This is a genomic window from Microbacterium sp. Soil_C_42 (genome assembly GCF_057656735.1).
In genome coordinates this window covers 4741-20016 of sequence record NZ_JBDGJU010000048.1, presented here as the reverse complement: position 1 = coordinate 20016, position 15276 = coordinate 4741, and the positions used below count along the sequence as shown (strand labels likewise).

Here is a 15276-nt window from a genome sequence, read left to right as displayed (position 1 = left end):
AATCAGCACAGGCGCCACTCCGCCATCGGAGCCCCACCCTTCAGCAGACTCAACAACCTGCCTGGACATCACACCTAGGCTTGATCCCATGCGCCTGGCCACCTGGAACGTCAACTCGATCCGCGCGCGGGTCGACCGCATCGTCGACTTCGCGGTGCGCGAGCACATCGACGTGCTCGCCATGCAGGAGATCAAGTGCAAGACCGAGCAGTTCCCGTTCGACCGGTTCGAAGACGCCGGCTATCACGTCGAGGCGTACGGCTTCTCGCAGTGGAACGGCGTCGCCATCGCCAGCCGCGAGCCGCTCACGAACGTGCGCACCGCCTTCCCGGGCATGCCCGGCTTCGAGAAGGGGCACAACGGCCCCGACGCCCCGCAGGAGGCGCGGGCGATGGGCGCGACCATCGGCGGCGTCGAGGTCTGGAGCCTGTACGTGCCCAACGGCCGGTCGCTCGGCGACCCGCACTACTTCTACAAGCTCGACTGGCTGTCGGCGCTCGAGCAGTACACGGCGCAGTCGCTGACCGCGAACCCCGACCTCGCGCTCGCCCTGGTCGGCGACTTCAACATCGCGCCGACGGATGCCGACAACGGCGACCCCACCGTGGTGCAGGGGTTCGCGACCCACGTGTCGCCGCCCGAGCGCGAGGCGTTCGCCGCCCTCGAGGCGGCGGGACTTCACGACGTCGTCCGCCCGCTCATCCCGACCGGGTTCACCTACTGGGACTACAAGCAGCTGCGCTTCCCCCGCAACGAGGGCATGCGCATCGACTTCATCCTCGGCTCGCACGCGATCGCCGACGCCGTCACCGGTGCGACGATCCACCGCAACGAGCGCAAGGGCGAGGCGCCGAGCGACCACGTGCCGGTCGTCGTCGACCTCGACCTCGAGGGCCCGGACGACGACGATCGCCCGATGATCTTCTGAGATCGCGGCCCCCGCGACGTCTCCGCGAGAAGTCTTCGCGCGACCTCAGTCCTCGGGGCCCATCTCGCCCGTCCGGGGCTCCCCCGGCGCCGGACCGTACCGCAGCTGGAGCACCCCCAGCGGCCCGGTCACCGGCGGCTCGAGCAGTGTGACGTTCGCGGGATGCGCGCCCTCCGGGAACACCTTCTTTCCCTGCCCGAGCACGACCGGGTACACCCAGAGCGTCAGCACGTCGAACAGCTGCTCCTTCAGCAGGGTCTGCACGAAGTCGACGCTGCCGATGACGTGGATGCTCTCGTGCTTCTCGCGCAGCGCCTCCACCTCCCGGTTGAGGTCGATGCCGAGCTGCGACGACCCCTCCCAGTCGAGCGTGGGAAGGCCGCGCGAGGCGACGTACTTCGGTGCGCTGTTCAGGGCGTCGGCGATCTTGCCGGACTGGTGCGGCCAGTAGCCCGCGAAGATGTCGTAGGTCCGTCGCCCGAGGAGCACCGCGTCGAGCTCGGAGATGCCCTTGCCGATCGAGGCGCCGATGACCTCATCGGGGAACGGCGCCTGCCACCCGCCGTACGGGAAGCCGTTCGAAGGGTCCTCCTCCGGGCCGCCGGGCGCCTGCGCGACGCCGTCGAGGGTGGTGAACAGGTCGATGTAGATGCGACCGGTCATGGCCGCCTCCTTCCAGGGCGAGGTCGGGCTCAGGCGACGAGCACGACCGCGGGGTCGATCGGGATGTGGAATGTCCGGGCGAAGCGTTCGAGCAGGGTGCCGTCGCCGGCGACGACGGCCAGCACGTCCTGGTCGATCGCCGCGGCCGGGGTCAGCTCGCCCGAGATGAGGCGACGGATGCCGGGACCCGCCGCGAAGACGAGGTCGGGCTCACCCGAGGTCGTGGCCTGCGTGCCGAGCCGCGGGTCGATGGGGCGCCCGGCCGGCTGGAGCTGCGCGATCCGCAGTCCGGACGCGTCGACCTGCACGCGCAGCACGACGTCGGCCACGTGCAGCTCGTAGTCGGCGGGCGGCAGGGTGGCTGCAGCATCCGTCTGGAATGCCGTCCGCAGCGCCATCGTGAGCGAGTCCGCCGTCACGACGTCCTCCGGCTGGGGGTCGCCCATCTTCTGGAATCCCCACCGGCCGAGGGCGAGCACGATCGGCTCGAGCTCGCGCCCGTAGGGCGTCAGCTCGTACACGAGCCCGCAGTGCAGGAGCGGCACGCGGCGCACGACACCGCCCTCCTGCAGCTCCTTGAGCCGCGTGGAGAGGATGTTGGTCGGGATCTTGGGCAGCCCCTGCTTGAGGTCGGTGTAGCGCCGGGGGCCGACGAGCAGATCGCGGACGATGAGCAGCGCCCACCGCTCCCCGATCAGCTCGACGGCCGTCGTGACCCCGCAGTACTGCCCGTAGCTGCGGGACGCCACTTACGCCTGCGCCTGCTCCGCCATGTACGCCTCGGGACCCTTGGCGGCAGCCTCGGGGTCCATCCACATGAACTGGACGCCGTTGCCGTCCGGGTCGATGAGGTCGCGCGCGTACATGAAGCCGAAGTCCTGCGGCTCGCCCGGTGCGGTGCCGCCGGCTGCGACGCCCGCCTCGACGATCCGGTCGACGTCCTCGCGGGTCTCGCGGCTGATCGACAGCAGCACCTGGGCGTGCGTCTTCGGGTCGGCGAACTCCTTGTCGGTGAACGTCGCGAAGTACTCCTTCGTGAGGACCATGAAGAAGATCTGGTCGCTCCACACGATGCACGCGGCGTTCTCGTCGGTGAAGAGCGGGTTCAGCGCGCAGCCCAGAGCGGTGTAGTACGCCTTCGAGCGCTCGAGGTCGCTCGTCGGGATGTTGACGAAGATGTGCGTCATTGCCGTTGCTCCTTGTCACCGTGGCGTCGGCCGGCCCGCCGACATCACGATGGTTGCAAAAAACAAGCGAGCTTGTCAATAGCAAGTGATCGAGGATGCCGCACCGGCGACGCGCCGGCGGCGTCTGGGGAGGTGGGCGCCATTCTCCGTCTCGCGGGGGATGCCGCGTGACCGGCGCCCCCGTAGCGTGGAAGGATGTCCGACCTGCCTTCCCCGCACCCCGCGCGGCGCCCGGCGGCGACCCCGGGCGAGCTGCGCAACGACGTCTGGCTCGCGGGTGCCCTCTTCGTCGCCGCGGTGATCAGCGCCGCGCTCGGCTCGGTCGCCGGGATCTACGGCGCCGACGCCAACGCCGACATGCAGTGGGCGCTGCTCTACAGCCTCGGGCTGACCGCCCCGCTGGCCGTGCGGCGGCGCTTCCCCGAGATCGTCGTGGTCGCGATCGCCGTGGTGTTCTTCATGGGCGTGACCTTCCGCATCCCCGACCTCTTCGTCTCGAACATCGCCATGTTCATCGCGATGTACACCGTCGGCGCCTGGGTCGACGACCGCCGACGTGCGATGTGGGTGCGCGTCGGCGTGATCATCGCGATGTTCGTGTGGCTGCTCATCACGATGTTCCAGGCGGCGATCGATCCGTCCGACGAGAGCCTGTCGAGGGCGGGGCTGTTCTCGCCGTTCGCGGCGATGATGCTCATCCAGCTGCTCATCAACGCCGGATTCTTCGGCGGCGCGTACTACATGGGCGATCGCGCGTACGCCGCCGCGCTGGCTCGCGAGGTGCTCGAGGAGCGCACCCGCGAGCTCGAGCGCGAGCGCGAGGTCACCGCTGCGCAGGCCGTCGCGCTCGATCGCGTGCGCATCGCCCGCGAGCTGCACGACGTCGTCGCGCACCACGTGTCGGCGATGGGCGTGCAAGCCGGTGCCGCGCGCGCCGTGCTGGAGCGGGATCCGGATGCTGCGCGCACAGCACTGCTCGGAGTCGAGTCGTCCGCCCGCTCCGCTCTCGCCGAGCTGCGCCAGCTGCTCGAGACCCTCCGCACCTCCGGCGGCGACGCCGAAGGAGCATCCACCGTGCACCTGTCTGCGCTCGCCGAACTCGTCGCCCACGCGAACGAGAACGGCCTGCCCACGACCCTCACGATCGTCGGCGACCCGGTCGAGCTGACCGAGCTCGTGCAGGTCAACGTGTTCCGCGTCGCCCAGGAGGCGCTCACGAACGCACGACGGCACGGCGGACCGGATGCTGCCGCCGACGTCCGCCTGCGCTACGCGCCCGATGCGGTCGAGCTCGAGGTCGTGAACACCGGCCGCGCCGCCGTCGCGCCCATGCGGCCGGGTCTCGGCCTGGTCGGCATGCGCGAGCGGGCCGCCGCGTCGGGCGGTGAGCTCGAGGCCTCACCGCGCGCACGTGGAGGGTTCCTCGTGCGCCTGCGCGTGCCGCGGACCGTGCCGGCCGAGGCGGTCGGCGCGTGATCCGGGTCCTGCTCGTGGACGACCACGCCGTGATGCGCGCCGGCTTCCGCATGATCCTCGAATCCGCGGGCGACATCACCGTGGTGGGCGAGGCCTCGACCGGCGTCGAGGCGGTGGCGGCAGCATCCGATCTCGGTCCTGACGTGATCTGCATGGACGTGCAGATGCCCGACATGGACGGCCTCGAGGCGACCCGGCGCATCGTCGACGACCCGTCGGCGGAGGCGGCCGTGGTGGTGGTGACGACCTTCGACCGCGACGACTACCTGTTCGACGCGCTCGCGGCCGGCGCGAGCGGGTTCCTGCTCAAGAACGCCGGCCCCGAAGAGCTCATCTCGGCCGTGCGGGTGGCCGCGGCCGGCGACGCGCTGCTGGCGCCCGAGGTGACGCGCCGCGTGATCGCCCGCTTCGCCCACCCCGCGCCCGCCGCCGCGCCCGCCGCCGATGCCCGCTCAGCGGCCCCCTCCCCCGACCGCGAGAGTACAGCTGGTGGACGAGAGGATGGTTCGTTCCCTACCTCTCGGCGACCAGCTGTACTCTCGCGGGAAATGGCGGGGGGCGGGGGCGAGGCGTCGCCGGCGGTCGAGCTCACCGACCGCGAGGCCGAGGTGCTGCAGCTCGTCGCGCAGGCCATGAGCAACGCCGAGATCGCGCAGCGTCTCTACATCGGCGAGGCCACCGTGAAGACCCACGTCTCGAACGTGCTGCAGAAGCTCGGCGCCCGCGACCGCGTCGCCGCCGTCGTCTACGCCCACCGCCACGGCCTCGCCTGACCCCTGCCACCTCTGTTCCGCAGTCGGAAATGGCGCCCTTGGGCCTCGGGACGTCGCCAAAAGTGACTGCGGAACAGCGGGGCGTCGCGTCGGGGCGCACACGGGGGCCGGCAGGGCGTCGCGTCGGGGCGCACACGGGGGCCGGCAGGGGCGCCGCGACGGACGGATGCCCCGGACCGGGGCCGAGAAGGACGGATGCCCCGGACCGGCGCCGAGACGGACGGATGCCCCGGACCGGGGCCGCGAGAGGGCGCCGGGCCGGGGCATCCGGGGGGTGCTGGAACGGGGTCATCGGCCCGGGGTGAGGCCGACCGGGGGGAGGATCAGGCGGCGACGGGGACCGCGGCGTAGCGGTCGATCAGCGCGCCGAAGGCCTGGAGGTAGCCGATGAGGAAGTCGGCGGTCTGCTCGCTGGTGACCTCGCCGGTCTCGGTGAACAGGCCGGGGGTGGTCTGCACGTAGCCCTCGGGCTGGCCGAGCGTCGGGGCGTTGTAGTGGCTGAGGATCGCCTTGAGGTGCTGCTGCGCGGCCGCGGTGGCGATGCCGCCGCCGGAGGTGCCGATGACGGCGGTGGGCTTGCCGTCGAACGAGCCCTGGCCCCACGGGCGGGCCGACCAGTCGAGGGCGTTCTTCAGCACGCCGGGGATCGAGCGGCTGTACTCGGGCGTGATGATGATGACGCCGTCGACGTCCGCGATCGCCTGCTTGAAATCGCGCGCGACCTGGGGGAAGTCCGCGTCGAAGTCGGGCGAGTAGAACGGGAGGTCCTTGATCGGGATCTCGACGAGAGTGGTGCCCTCCGGGGCGAGCCGCTCGAGCGCCTTCGCGAGACGACGGTTGATGGAGGTCGACGAGATGCTGCCGACGATGTAGCCGATGGTCCGCTCGGACATGTGGGGTTCTCCTTGAAAAGCAAAGGCGTCCCCGGTGGGGACCACCGTGGACGTTCCACATCCATGCAAGCACATGTACGCCTCTTCTATTCCGGCGCATGAAAGATCTCTCATCCACCTTCTCCCCCGCACGACGGAGGAAGCTCGAATCCGCCCCACGGGGGAGGACGCGGAGCACTCCCGTCCGTAGCGTCTTCGGCAGGGGGATCGAAAGGAGACAGAGATGCTGCAGCTTCGCGGTATCGGCAAGAGCTACGGAGGGCGCCGCGTGCTCGACGACGTGTCGTTCGACGTGCGGCCCGGCCGGCTGACCGGCTTCGTCGGCGGGAACGGCGCCGGCAAGACCACCACCATGCGGATCGTGCTGGGGGTGCTCGCCGGGGACGCCGGCACCGTCACCCTCGACGGCGCCGAGGTGACCGCCTCCGACCGCCGCCGCTTCGGCTACATGCCCGAGGAGCGCGGGCTGTACCCGAAGATGAAGGTGCACGAGCACATCACGTACCTCGCGCGCCTGCACGGGTTCTCGAAGACGGATGCCTCGACCCGCGCTCGCGCCCTGCTCGAGCAGCTCGGGCTCGGCGAGCGCCTGAACGACAACGTCGAGACGCTCTCGCTCGGCAACCAGCAGCGCGCCCAGATCGCCGCCGCCCTCGTGCACGACCCGCAGGTGCTGATCCTCGACGAGCCTTTCTCGGGCCTGGACCCGCTGGCGGTCGACGTCGTGGCCGGTGTGCTGCAGCAGCGTGCCGCCGAGGGCGCCGCCGTGCTGTTCTCGTCGCACCAGCTCGACGTCGTCGAGCGGCTGTGCGACGACCTCGTGATCATCGCCGGCGGCACCATCCGCGCGGCAGGCGCCCGTGACGCCCTCCGCGCGCAGCACTCCACGCGCCGCTTCGAGCTCGTCTCGGCCGGCGACGCCGGGTGGCTGCGCACCGAGCCAGGCGTCGAGGTGCTCGACTTCGACGGCGGGTACGCCGTGTTCGACGCCGACAGCGACGAGACCGCGCAGCGGGTGCTGCGCCGGGCCGTCGCCAACGGGGATGTCGCGAGCTTCGCGCCGCAGCATCCGTCCCTCGCCCAGATCTTCAAGGAGGTCATCCAGTGAACACCACCGACACCCGCCGCGGCGGAAGCACGCTGGGCGCCGGTCAGGCGATCTGGCTCGTCGCCGAGCGTGAGATCGGCTCGAAGCTGCGCAGCAAGGCGTTCGTCATCTCGACGGCGATCCTGTTCATCGGTGCGCTGGCCCTCGTCGTCTGGGGCGGCTTCCAGGCGGCGAACAGCACCGGCACACCCGTCGCGGTGACCGCCGACGCGCAGCAGTACGTCGCCCAGGCCGAAGGCCTCGACGTCACCGACGTGGCAGACCGCGCGGCCGCCGAGGAGCTCGTCAAGGACGGCGAGGTCGACGCCGCGGTCGTGGGCGACTCGTCGTCGCCGCTCGGTTTCGCGATCATCGCCGAATCCTCCGCCCCGACGTCGCTGATGCTGCAGCTCGCGCAGGTGCCGCCGGTCGAGCTGCTCGCTCCGGAGGAGGGCAACGCGGCGCTCGGCTACATCGCCGCGGTCGGCTTCGGCATCGTGTTCCTGCTCGCCGCGTCGCTGTTCGGCGGCACGATCGCGCAGAGCGTCGTCGAGGAGAAGCAGACCCGCGTGGTGGAGCTGCTCATCTCGGCGATCCCGGTGCGGTCGCTGCTGGCGGGCAAGGTCATCGGCAACACGGTGCTCGCGATGGGCCAGATCCTGATTCTCGCGGCCATCGCGATCATCGGGCTCACCGTCACCGATCAGACGGCGCTGCTGCAGGGGCTCGGCGCGCCCATCGCCTGGTTCGCGATCTTCTTCCTGTTCGGCTTCATCCTGCTGGCGTCGCTGTTCGCAGCCGCGGCGTCGATGGTGTCGCGCCAGGAGGACATCGGCTCGACCACGATGCCGCTGACGATGCTCGTGATGGCACCGTACTTCCTCGTCATCTTCTTCAACGACAACCCGCTGGTGCTCGCGATCATGTCGTACGTGCCGTTCTCGGCGCCGGTCGGCATGCCGATGCGCATCTTCCTCGGGCAGGCGCAGTGGTGGGAGCCGCTGCTGTCGATCGTGATCCTCATGGCGACGTGCGTCGCGGCGATCCTCATCGCCGCCCGCATCTACGAGAACTCGCTGCTGCGCATGGGCGGTCGGGTGAAGCTCTCGGAGGCCCTCGCCGGCTGACCAGGTCGGCTCCGGATGACGGATGCTGCGGCCCTGCGCACTGCGCCGGGCCGCAGCATCCCTCTGTCCTCTGCGCGCTTCATGTGCTCTGGCCGAGCGCACATGATCTGCACGCGCACGACGGGTGTTCTCGGTGAGAGCACATGATGCGAGCACACGCGCGACGCGCAGGGGCGCAAGCCCCTGCCCCGAGCGCGGGCGTGTGGGTAGCGTGAGGCGCATGTCGGCGCAGACCACATTGCTCATCCTGGGCGCCTCGGGCGACCTCACCTCGCGGCTGCTGCTGCCCGCGCTCGGCCAGCTGCTGGCCCGTGAGCCGCACCGCTCGGTGCGCCTGCGCGGCGCGGGCGTCGACGAGTGGGACGACGAGCGCTGGCGGCAGACCGTGCGGTCGTCCTTCGAGTCGGCCGGGTGGGCCGATTCCTTCGCCGCCGTGGCCGACACGACGTACACGCGCGCGGACATCACCGACGCGAAGGACCTCGAGCGGCTGCTCGCCGGCCACGACGGACGGATCGCCCTGTACTTCGCCGTGCCGCCCGCGGTCGCGAAGGCCTCGTGCGAGGCGCTCGTCGGCGTGGACATCCCCGAGGGCACGGTGCTCGCGCTCGAGAAGCCGTTCGGCGTCGACCAGGCGAGCGCGCACGCCCTCAACGCGACGCTCGCCCGGCTCGTGCCGGAGGAGCAGGTGTTCCGCATCGACCACTTCCTCGGCCGGTCGACGACGCTGAACCTCCTGGGCGTGCGCTTCGCGAACCGCGTCTTCGCGCCGGTGTGGCGCGCGCAGGACGTCGAGTCGGTGGTCATCCGCTACGACGAGGCGCTCGGCCTCGAGGGCCGGTCCGGCTACTACGACCGGGCGGGCGCGCTCGTCGACATGATCCAGAGCCACCTGCTGCAGGTGATGGCGGTGCTCGCGATGGAGCCGCCCGCGACCCTGCACGAGCGGGACTTCCGCGATGCGACGGCCGCCGTGCTGCGCGCGACCCGCGTGTGGGGCGACGATCCGGCGAAGGCCTCGCGCCGGGCGCGGTACACGGCAGGGAAGGTGGGCGACCGCGAGCTGCCGTCCTACGCCGATGAGGAGGGCGTCGACCCGGCGCTCGAGACCGAGACGCTCGCCGAGGTCACGTGCGAGGTGCGCAACGAGCGGTGGGAAGGCGTGCCCTTCACGCTGCGGTCGGGCAAGGCGCTCGCCGGCAAGGACGGCGAGGTCGTGGTGACGTTCCGTCCCGTGAACCACGTCCCCGAGGGCCTGACCGGGGCGGCGCCCGGCTCGGTGCTGCGCTTCTCGCTCGGCCCCGACCGGATGGACCTCGAACTCAACGTCAACGGCGGCGACGACCCGTTCGAACTCGAGCGGGCGCTGCTCGAGGCCGACCTCGGCGAGGGTGCGCTCAAGGCCTACGGCGAGGTGCTGTCGGGCATCCTCGACGCCGACGCGACCCTCGCGGTGCGCGGCGACGCCGCCGAGGAGTCGTGGCGGATCGTCGACCCCGTGCGGGCGGCCTGGCGCGCCGGCGACGTGCCGCTCGACGAGTACCCGGCGGGATCGCTCGGCCCCGCCGGATGGCCCGTGCTCCCCTGAGGAGCGCCTACTGCCCGCCCATCATCTGCGGCTCCATGCGGCCGACGGAGATGACGTTGCCGGCGGGGTCTCTGAACCACGCGATGTCGGGGCCGCCCTCGAACCCGCGCGAGATGCCCTTCTCATCGGTGCCGTAGTCGGGGTCGGTGTAGATCTTCGTGACGACACCCCGCCTGTTCAGGTCGTCGACGGCGGCATCGACGTCGGCGACGCTGAAATTGAGGATCGTGAACACGGCCGGCTCATGATCCTCCTTCGGGTAGACGAAGATGCTGCCCCCGCCGGGCAGTGCGATGGTGAAGCCTCCGCCCATCTCCTCGTAGACGGTGACGTCGAGCCCCAGGGTGTCGCGATAGAAGGCCGCGGCTGCGCCGATGTCGGGTACGGCGAAGCTAGAGAACGGCCGATCGGGTGTGAACATGACAGCCTCCCAGTGGTTGTGCCGCCGACAACGATCCTCTTGCCCGCAGGGCATGTCCAGAGGGGGCGCGGCGCACCTTCGCTGCGCCGGGGGCGCGGCGTAGACTCCCGGCATCCGCACGAACCACGACAGCACTGTGACCGTCAACGGGCGGGCCGTCCCGCTCGCAGGCGCCGTCGCGCACGCCACCGCGCTGGACTGGCTGCGCGGCCTCGGACTGACCGGCGCGAAGGAGGGCTGCGCCGAGGGCGAGTGCGGCGCGTGCGCCGTGCTGGTCGCCACCGCCGACCCCGAGGGCACGGCCGTGTGGACCCCCGTCAACGCGTGCCTCGTGCCCGTCCATGCGCTCGACGGGCAGGAGGTGGTGACCTCCGAGGGTCTCGGCTCGCCCGACGACCTGCATCCGGTGCAGCAGCAGCTCGCGGCCGCCGGCGGCTCGCAGTGCGGCTACTGCACGCCCGGGTTCGCGTGCGCGATGGCCGCCGAGTTCTACCGGTCCGACCGCGAGGCGGGCACGGCCGACGGCGAGCACGGGGCGAACGGATTCGAGCTGCATGCGCTGAGCGGCAACCTCTGCCGTTGCACGGGCTACCGGCCCATCCGCGACGCGGCCTTCGGGCTCGGGATGCCTCTTCCCGATGATCCGCTCCGTGAGCGGCTGTCCGCGCCGGCGCCGGCGGCGGCCGCCACCGAGGTGCGAGCGGCAGACGGGCGCTTCGTCCGCCCGGGGACGCTGCAGGAGGCCCTGCAGCTGCTGCGCGACGAGCCGGAGGCGCTCGCCGTGGCCGGCAGCACGGACTGGGGCGTCGACGTCAACCTGCGCGGCGCCCGCGCGCCACTCGTGGTCGCGATCGACCGCCTGCCGGAGTTGCGCGGCATCGACATCACCGGCGACACCGTCGAGGTCGGCGGCGCGGTGCCGCTGTCGGAGATCGAGCGCCGCGTCGGCGAGCGGGTGCCGCTGCTCGCACAGCTGCTCCCCCAGTTCGCGTCGCGCCTGATCCGCAACCGCGCGACGCTGGGCGGCAACCTCGGCACCGCCTCCCCCATCGGCGACGCGGCTCCGGCGCTGCTCGCGCTCGGCGCGAGCGTCGTGCTCGTCGCGGCCGACGGCGGCGAGCGCGAGGTCGACCTCGCCGAGTACTTCACGGGGTATCGCACCTCGGTCAGGCGTCGCGACGAGCTCATCCGGACGGTGCGGATCCCGCTGCCGACCGCGGGTCTCACCGCGTTCCACAAGGTGACGAAGCGGCGGTTCGACGACATCTCGTCGGTGGCCGTCGCCTTCGCCCTCGAGCTCGACGGCGGCTCCGTCACGAGAGCGCGTATCGGCCTCGGAGGCGTCGCTGCGACGCCACTGCGCGCACACGCCACCGAGCACGCGCTCGAGGGACACCCGTGGAACGCCTCGACGGCGGCGGCAGCATCCATGGTCCTGCAGCGTGAGGGGACGCCGCTCGACGACCACCGCGCGAGCGCCGCGTATCGCGCACGCATGCTCGGCACCGCGCTGCCGGCGCTGTTCGCGGCGTCGGCCGATGACGAGGAGGCGACGGCATGAGCTCGCTCGCCGATCGCCCCGAGAACCCCGTCGTCGGACGCCCCGCGGTGCACGAGAGCGCGGCGCTGCACGTCACCGGCGCGGCCGTCTACACCGACGACATCGCCGCGCGGACCCACGGCGTGCTGACCGCATGGCCGGTGCCGTCGACCGTCGCGCATGCCCGTGTCACCATCGACGTCGCGCCCGCATACGACGTGACCGGCGTCGTCCGGGTGCTGACCGCCGACGATGTTCCCGGCGTCAACGACGCGGGGGTCAAGCACGACGAGCCGCTCTTCCCGACCGAGGCGATGTTCTTCGGCCATGCGCTGGTGTGGGTGCTGGGAGAGACGACGGATGCTGCGCGCCAGGGCGCGGCCGCCGTCACGGTGTCGTACGAACCGCTGCCGTCGCTGATCACGGTGCAGGAGGCGATCGACGCCGGGTCGTTCCAGGGCGTACCCCGCACGATCGCGCGCGGGGACGCGGCATCCGCCCTCGCATCCTCCGCGTTCGTCTTCGAGGGGGAGAGCGTCGTCGGCGGGCAGGAGCACTTCTCGCTCGAGACGCACGCCTCGTTCGCCGTACGCGACCCCGACGGGCGCTACTTCGTGGAGTGCTCGACGCAGCACCCGTCCGAGACGCAGGAGATCGTCGCGCACGTGCTCGGCGTGGCGTCGAGCGAGGTCACCGTCGAGTGCCTCCGCATGGGCGGCGGCTTCGGCGGCAAGGAGATGCAGCCGCACGGGTTCGCGGCGATCGCGGCCCTCGGGGCGAAGCTCACCGGACGCCCCGTGCGCCTGCGGCTGAACCGCACGCAGGACATCACGATGTCGGGCAAGCGCCACCCGTTCCACCTGGCCTGGCGGGCGGGCTTCGATGCCGACGGGTACCTGCAGGCGCTCGACGCGACCCTGACCGCCGACGGCGGCTGGAGCCTCGACCTCTCGGAGCCGGTGCTCGGCCGCGCGCTCTGCCACGTCGACAACGCCTACTGGATCCCGAACGTGCGGGTGCACGGCCGGGTCGCACAGACCCACAAGCCGTCGAACACGGCGTTCCGCGGCTTCGGCGGCCCCCAGGGCGCGTTCCTCATCGAAGACATCCTGGGCCGCGCGGCCCCCGCGCTCGGGATCGATCCCCTCGAGCTGCGGGAGAAGAACTTCTACCGGCCGGGTCAGTCGACGCACTACGGGCAGCCCGTCAAAGACGCCGAGCGCCTCTCCGCGATATGGAATCGGCTCCGCGGCTCGTGCGATCTCGACGAACGGCTGCGCGAGGTCACGCGGTTCAACGAGGCGCACGCCGACCGCAAACGCGGGCTCGCCATGACGCCGGTGAAGTTCGGCATCTCGTTCACGTTCACGTCGTTCAACCAGGCCGGTGCCCTCGTGCTCGTGTACAAGGACGGCTCGGTGCTCATCAACCACGGCGGCACCGAGATGGGCCAGGGCCTGCACACCAAGATGCTGCAGGTCGCGGCCACCGCCTTGGGCGTGCCGCTGGAGGCCGTGCGCGTGGCCCCGACCCGCACCGACAAGGTGCCCAACACGTCGGCGACGGCCGCGTCGTCGAGCGCCGATCTCAACGGCGGCGCCGTCAAGCTCGCGTGCCAGGAGATCCGCGGCCGGCTGGCCGCCGTGGCGGGGCGCCTCCTCGGCGTCGACGCCCGCGACGTGCGATTCTCCGAGGGCTGGGTCAGCGCGCTGGGCGGCGCGGAGCGGATGCCGTTCGCCGACGTGGTCGCGGCGGCCTACCTGCAGCGGGTGCAGCTGTTCGCGGCGGGCTACTACCGCACCGAGGGGCTGCACTGGGACGCCGACCGCCAGCAGGGGTCGCCGTTCAAGTACTTCGCCTACGGCTGCGCCGCCGCCGAGGTCGAGGTGGACGGCTTCACCGGCGCGTACCGCCTGCGCCGCGTCGACATCGTGCACGACGTCGGCGACTCGCTGTCGCCCTTGCTCGACATCGGCCAGATCGAGGGCGGCTTCGTGCAGGGCACCGGCTGGCTGACCCTCGAGGAGCTGCGCTGGGACGCCGGCGACGGGCCGACGCGCGGCCGCCTGCAGACACCCTCGGCCAGCACGTACAAGCTGCCGAGCTTCTCCGAGATGCCGGAGGAGTTCCACGTCGCGCTCTTCGAGGACGCCCGCGAGGACGGCGCGGTGTACGGCTCCAAGGCCGTGGGCGAGCCGCCTCTGCTCCTCGCCTTCAGCGTGCGCGAGGCGCTGCGGCAGGCGGTGGGCGCGTTCGGCCCGGCCGGGCGCAGCGTCGAGCTCGGCTCACCCGCCACCCCCGAGGCGGTGTTCTGGGCGATCGAGGCCGCACGCGGCGCCGGCGACGAGGCGGCAGCATCCGTTTCTCCCGATGGCACGGATGCTGAGTCCCGGAGCGACACCGAGGACTCGGGTTCGGCGGAATCCGGACTGCTCACGGCGGGCCGCTGAGGCCGGCCGTGGACTGGCTCGACGCAGTGCGGGGCCTGCGGGACGCCCGCACGCCCGCGGTGATCGTGACGCTCGCGATGGTGCGCGGCCACGCCCCACGCAACGGCGGCGCCAAGATGGTCGTCTCGCCGGGCGAGGTCTTCGAGACGATCGGCGGCGGCAACCTCGAGGCCACCGCCGTCGCGCGCGCCCGCGCGATGCTGGCTTCCGGAACCGCCGAGCCGGAGCTGCTGACGCTCACCCTGAGCGACAAGGAGATCACGGAGTACGGCGTGCAGTGCTGCGGAGGAGAGGTCACGCTCATGCTGGAGCCGGTGCGGGTCGTGCCGTCGGTCGCGGTGTTCGGAATGGGACACGTGGGACTCGAGGTGGCGCGGATCCTGGCGCGCCAGCACCTCGAGCTGCACCTCGTCGACTCCCGCGAGGCCATGCTCTCGCCGACGCGCCTCGGGGTGGACGGCGCGCCGGGGCCGCTCGCCGACGCGGTCGCGGGCGTGCACGTGCACCGGGCTCCGGTGCCGGAGGCCGTGCTGGCGTCGGTGCCGGCGGGGACGCACGTGCTCGTCATGACCCACGACCACGCCGAAGACCTCGCGATCGTCGACCAGGCGCTGCGCACCGAGGGCATCGCCTCGATCGGCCTCATCGGCTCGCGCTCCAAGTGGGCCCGCTTCCGCGCGCGCCTCACGGAGGCCGGCCACGACGAGGCCGCCCTGGCCAGGGTGACGACGCCGATCGGCCTGCCAGAGATCGCCGGCAAGCATCCCGCGACGATCGCGGTGAGCGTCTCCGCACAGCTGCTGCAATCGATCGAGGAAGCCGCGCCCGTCGCCGCAGCCCACGCGCGTTGAGCGGAGGGCGCTCTGGTCTGCGAGATCGCCGGCGCCGTTTCGACTCGCTCGTTCCTCGCTCGCTCAACGACCGGTGCTCTTGCCCCGCTCGTTGAGCGGAGGGCGCTCTGGCGCCCGCAGTCGAAACGCATCGAGTCCGCGAGATCGCCCATTGCACCCGCTCGTTGAGCGGAGGGCGCTCTGGCGCCCGCAGTCGAAACGCGTCGAGTCCGCGAGATCGCCGGCGCCGTTTCGACTCGCTCGTTCCTCGCTCGCTCAACGACCGGTGCTCTTGCCCCGCTCGTTGAGCGGA

Annotated in this window: 14 protein-coding genes; 9 read left to right on the top strand and 5 right to left on the bottom strand. The window is 71.6% G+C overall.

Features of this window, described 5'->3' with window-relative positions; genetic code table 11:
* Positions 1 to 88 precede the first annotated feature (88 nt).
* Positions 89 to 928 (top strand): exodeoxyribonuclease III, encoded by an 840-nt coding sequence (locus AC3A46_RS17865; protein ID WP_487666418.1) that lies wholly within the window; start codon positions 89 to 91, stop codon positions 926 to 928.
* 45 nt (positions 929 to 973) lie between these two features.
* Here the strand turns inward: AC3A46_RS17865 and AC3A46_RS17860 are convergent, their stop codons facing one another.
* From AC3A46_RS17860 to AC3A46_RS17850, 3 genes are read right to left on the bottom strand one after another with little or no spacing between them, the layout of a single operon-like run.
* Positions 974 to 1591: a dihydrofolate reductase family protein gene (locus AC3A46_RS17860; protein ID WP_487666417.1), complete on the bottom strand. Its 618-nt coding sequence runs from the start codon at positions 1589 to 1591 to the stop codon at positions 974 to 976.
* A gap of 29 nt (positions 1592 to 1620) precedes the next feature.
* On the bottom strand, positions 1621 to 2340 hold the full coding sequence (locus AC3A46_RS17855; RefSeq protein WP_487666416.1) for a winged helix-turn-helix transcriptional regulator: 720 nt from the start codon (positions 2338 to 2340) through the stop codon (positions 1621 to 1623).
* On the bottom strand, positions 2341 to 2778 hold the full coding sequence (locus AC3A46_RS17850; protein WP_487666415.1) for a VOC family protein: 438 nt from the start codon (positions 2776 to 2778) through the stop codon (positions 2341 to 2343).
* 195 nt (positions 2779 to 2973) lie between these two features.
* Here AC3A46_RS17850 and AC3A46_RS17845 point away from each other — a divergent pair, with 195 nt between their 5' ends.
* On the top strand, positions 2974 to 4254 hold the full coding sequence (locus AC3A46_RS17845) for a sensor histidine kinase (RefSeq protein WP_487666414.1): 1281 nt from the start codon (positions 2974 to 2976) through the stop codon (positions 4252 to 4254).
* The gene (locus tag AC3A46_RS17840; protein ID WP_487666413.1) at positions 4251 to 5027 is read left to right on the top strand and encodes a response regulator; all 777 of its coding nucleotides are present in this window, start codon (positions 4251 to 4253) and stop codon (positions 5025 to 5027) included. The genes AC3A46_RS17845 and AC3A46_RS17840 overlap by 4 nt, the downstream gene beginning before the upstream one ends.
* A gap of 323 nt (positions 5028 to 5350) precedes the next feature.
* On the opposite strand, the gene AC3A46_RS17835 is transcribed toward AC3A46_RS17840, so the two are convergent.
* The gene (locus AC3A46_RS17835; protein ID WP_487666412.1) at positions 5351 to 5920 is read right to left on the bottom strand and encodes an NADPH-dependent FMN reductase; all 570 of its coding nucleotides are present in this window, start codon (positions 5918 to 5920) and stop codon (positions 5351 to 5353) included.
* Between the two features lie 223 nt (positions 5921 to 6143).
* On the opposite strand from AC3A46_RS17835, the gene AC3A46_RS17830 reads away from it, so the two are divergent.
* From AC3A46_RS17830 to AC3A46_RS17820, 3 genes are all read left to right on the top strand, one after another.
* Positions 6144 to 7028: an ABC transporter ATP-binding protein gene (locus AC3A46_RS17830; RefSeq protein ID WP_487666411.1), complete on the top strand. Its 885-nt coding sequence runs from the start codon at positions 6144 to 6146 to the stop codon at positions 7026 to 7028.
* A complete protein-coding gene (locus tag AC3A46_RS17825) occupies positions 7025 to 8134 on the top strand; it encodes an ABC transporter permease (protein ID WP_487666410.1) in 1110 nt (369 codons plus the stop codon). The genes AC3A46_RS17830 and AC3A46_RS17825 overlap by 4 nt, the downstream gene beginning before the upstream one ends.
* A gap of 220 nt (positions 8135 to 8354) precedes the next feature.
* Complete coding sequence (locus tag AC3A46_RS17820; RefSeq protein ID WP_487666409.1) at positions 8355 to 9722, top strand: glucose-6-phosphate dehydrogenase; 1368 nt, start codon at positions 8355 to 8357, stop codon at positions 9720 to 9722.
* A 7-nt stretch (positions 9723 to 9729) separates the two neighbouring features.
* On the opposite strand, the gene AC3A46_RS17815 is transcribed toward AC3A46_RS17820, so the two are convergent.
* Complete coding sequence (locus AC3A46_RS17815; RefSeq protein WP_487666408.1) at positions 9730 to 10143, bottom strand: VOC family protein; 414 nt, start codon at positions 10141 to 10143, stop codon at positions 9730 to 9732.
* Positions 10144 to 10279: 136 nt separating this feature from the next.
* Here AC3A46_RS17815 and AC3A46_RS17810 point away from each other — a divergent pair, with 136 nt between their 5' ends.
* From AC3A46_RS17810 to xdhC, 3 genes are read left to right on the top strand one after another with little or no spacing between them, the layout of a single operon-like run.
* Positions 10280 to 11704, top strand: a complete 1425-nt coding sequence (locus AC3A46_RS17810) for a xanthine dehydrogenase small subunit (protein WP_487666407.1) — start codon at positions 10280 to 10282, stop codon at positions 11702 to 11704.
* Positions 11701 to 14133: a xanthine dehydrogenase molybdopterin binding subunit gene (gene xdhB / locus AC3A46_RS17805; protein ID WP_487666406.1), complete on the top strand. Its 2433-nt coding sequence runs from the start codon at positions 11701 to 11703 to the stop codon at positions 14131 to 14133. Before AC3A46_RS17810 ends, xdhB begins: the two co-directional genes overlap by 4 nt.
* An 8-nt stretch (positions 14134 to 14141) precedes the next feature.
* A complete protein-coding gene (gene xdhC, locus AC3A46_RS17800) occupies positions 14142 to 14984 on the top strand; it encodes a xanthine dehydrogenase accessory protein XdhC (RefSeq protein ID WP_487666405.1) in 843 nt (280 codons plus the stop codon).
* Positions 14985 to 15276: the final 292 nt, after the last annotated feature.

Bases quoted from the DNA above. Each gene is read 5' to 3' on its own strand.
- AC3A46_RS17860 (WP_487666417.1), bottom strand. From the start codon at position 1,591: ATGACCGGTCGCATCTACATCGACCTGTTCACCACCCTCGACGGCGTC.
- AC3A46_RS17815 (WP_487666408.1), bottom strand. From the start codon at position 10,143: ATGTTCACACCCGATCGGCCGTTCTCTAGCTTCGCCGTACCCGACATC.
- AC3A46_RS17845 (WP_487666414.1), top strand. From the start codon at position 2,974: ATGTCCGACCTGCCTTCCCCGCACCCCGCGCGGCGCCCGGCGGCGACC.
- AC3A46_RS17865 (WP_487666418.1), top strand. From the start codon at position 89: ATGCGCCTGGCCACCTGGAACGTCAACTCGATCCGCGCGCGGGTCGAC.
- AC3A46_RS17850 (WP_487666415.1), bottom strand. From the start codon at position 2,778: ATGACGCACATCTTCGTCAACATCCCGACGAGCGACCTCGAGCGCTCG.
- AC3A46_RS17820 (WP_487666409.1), top strand. From the start codon at position 8,355: ATGTCGGCGCAGACCACATTGCTCATCCTGGGCGCCTCGGGCGACCTC.
- AC3A46_RS17830 (WP_487666411.1), top strand. From the start codon at position 6,144: ATGCTGCAGCTTCGCGGTATCGGCAAGAGCTACGGAGGGCGCCGCGTG.
- AC3A46_RS17835 (WP_487666412.1), bottom strand. From the start codon at position 5,920: ATGTCCGAGCGGACCATCGGCTACATCGTCGGCAGCATCTCGTCGACC.
- xdhB (WP_487666406.1), top strand. From the start codon at position 11,701: ATGAGCTCGCTCGCCGATCGCCCCGAGAACCCCGTCGTCGGACGCCCC.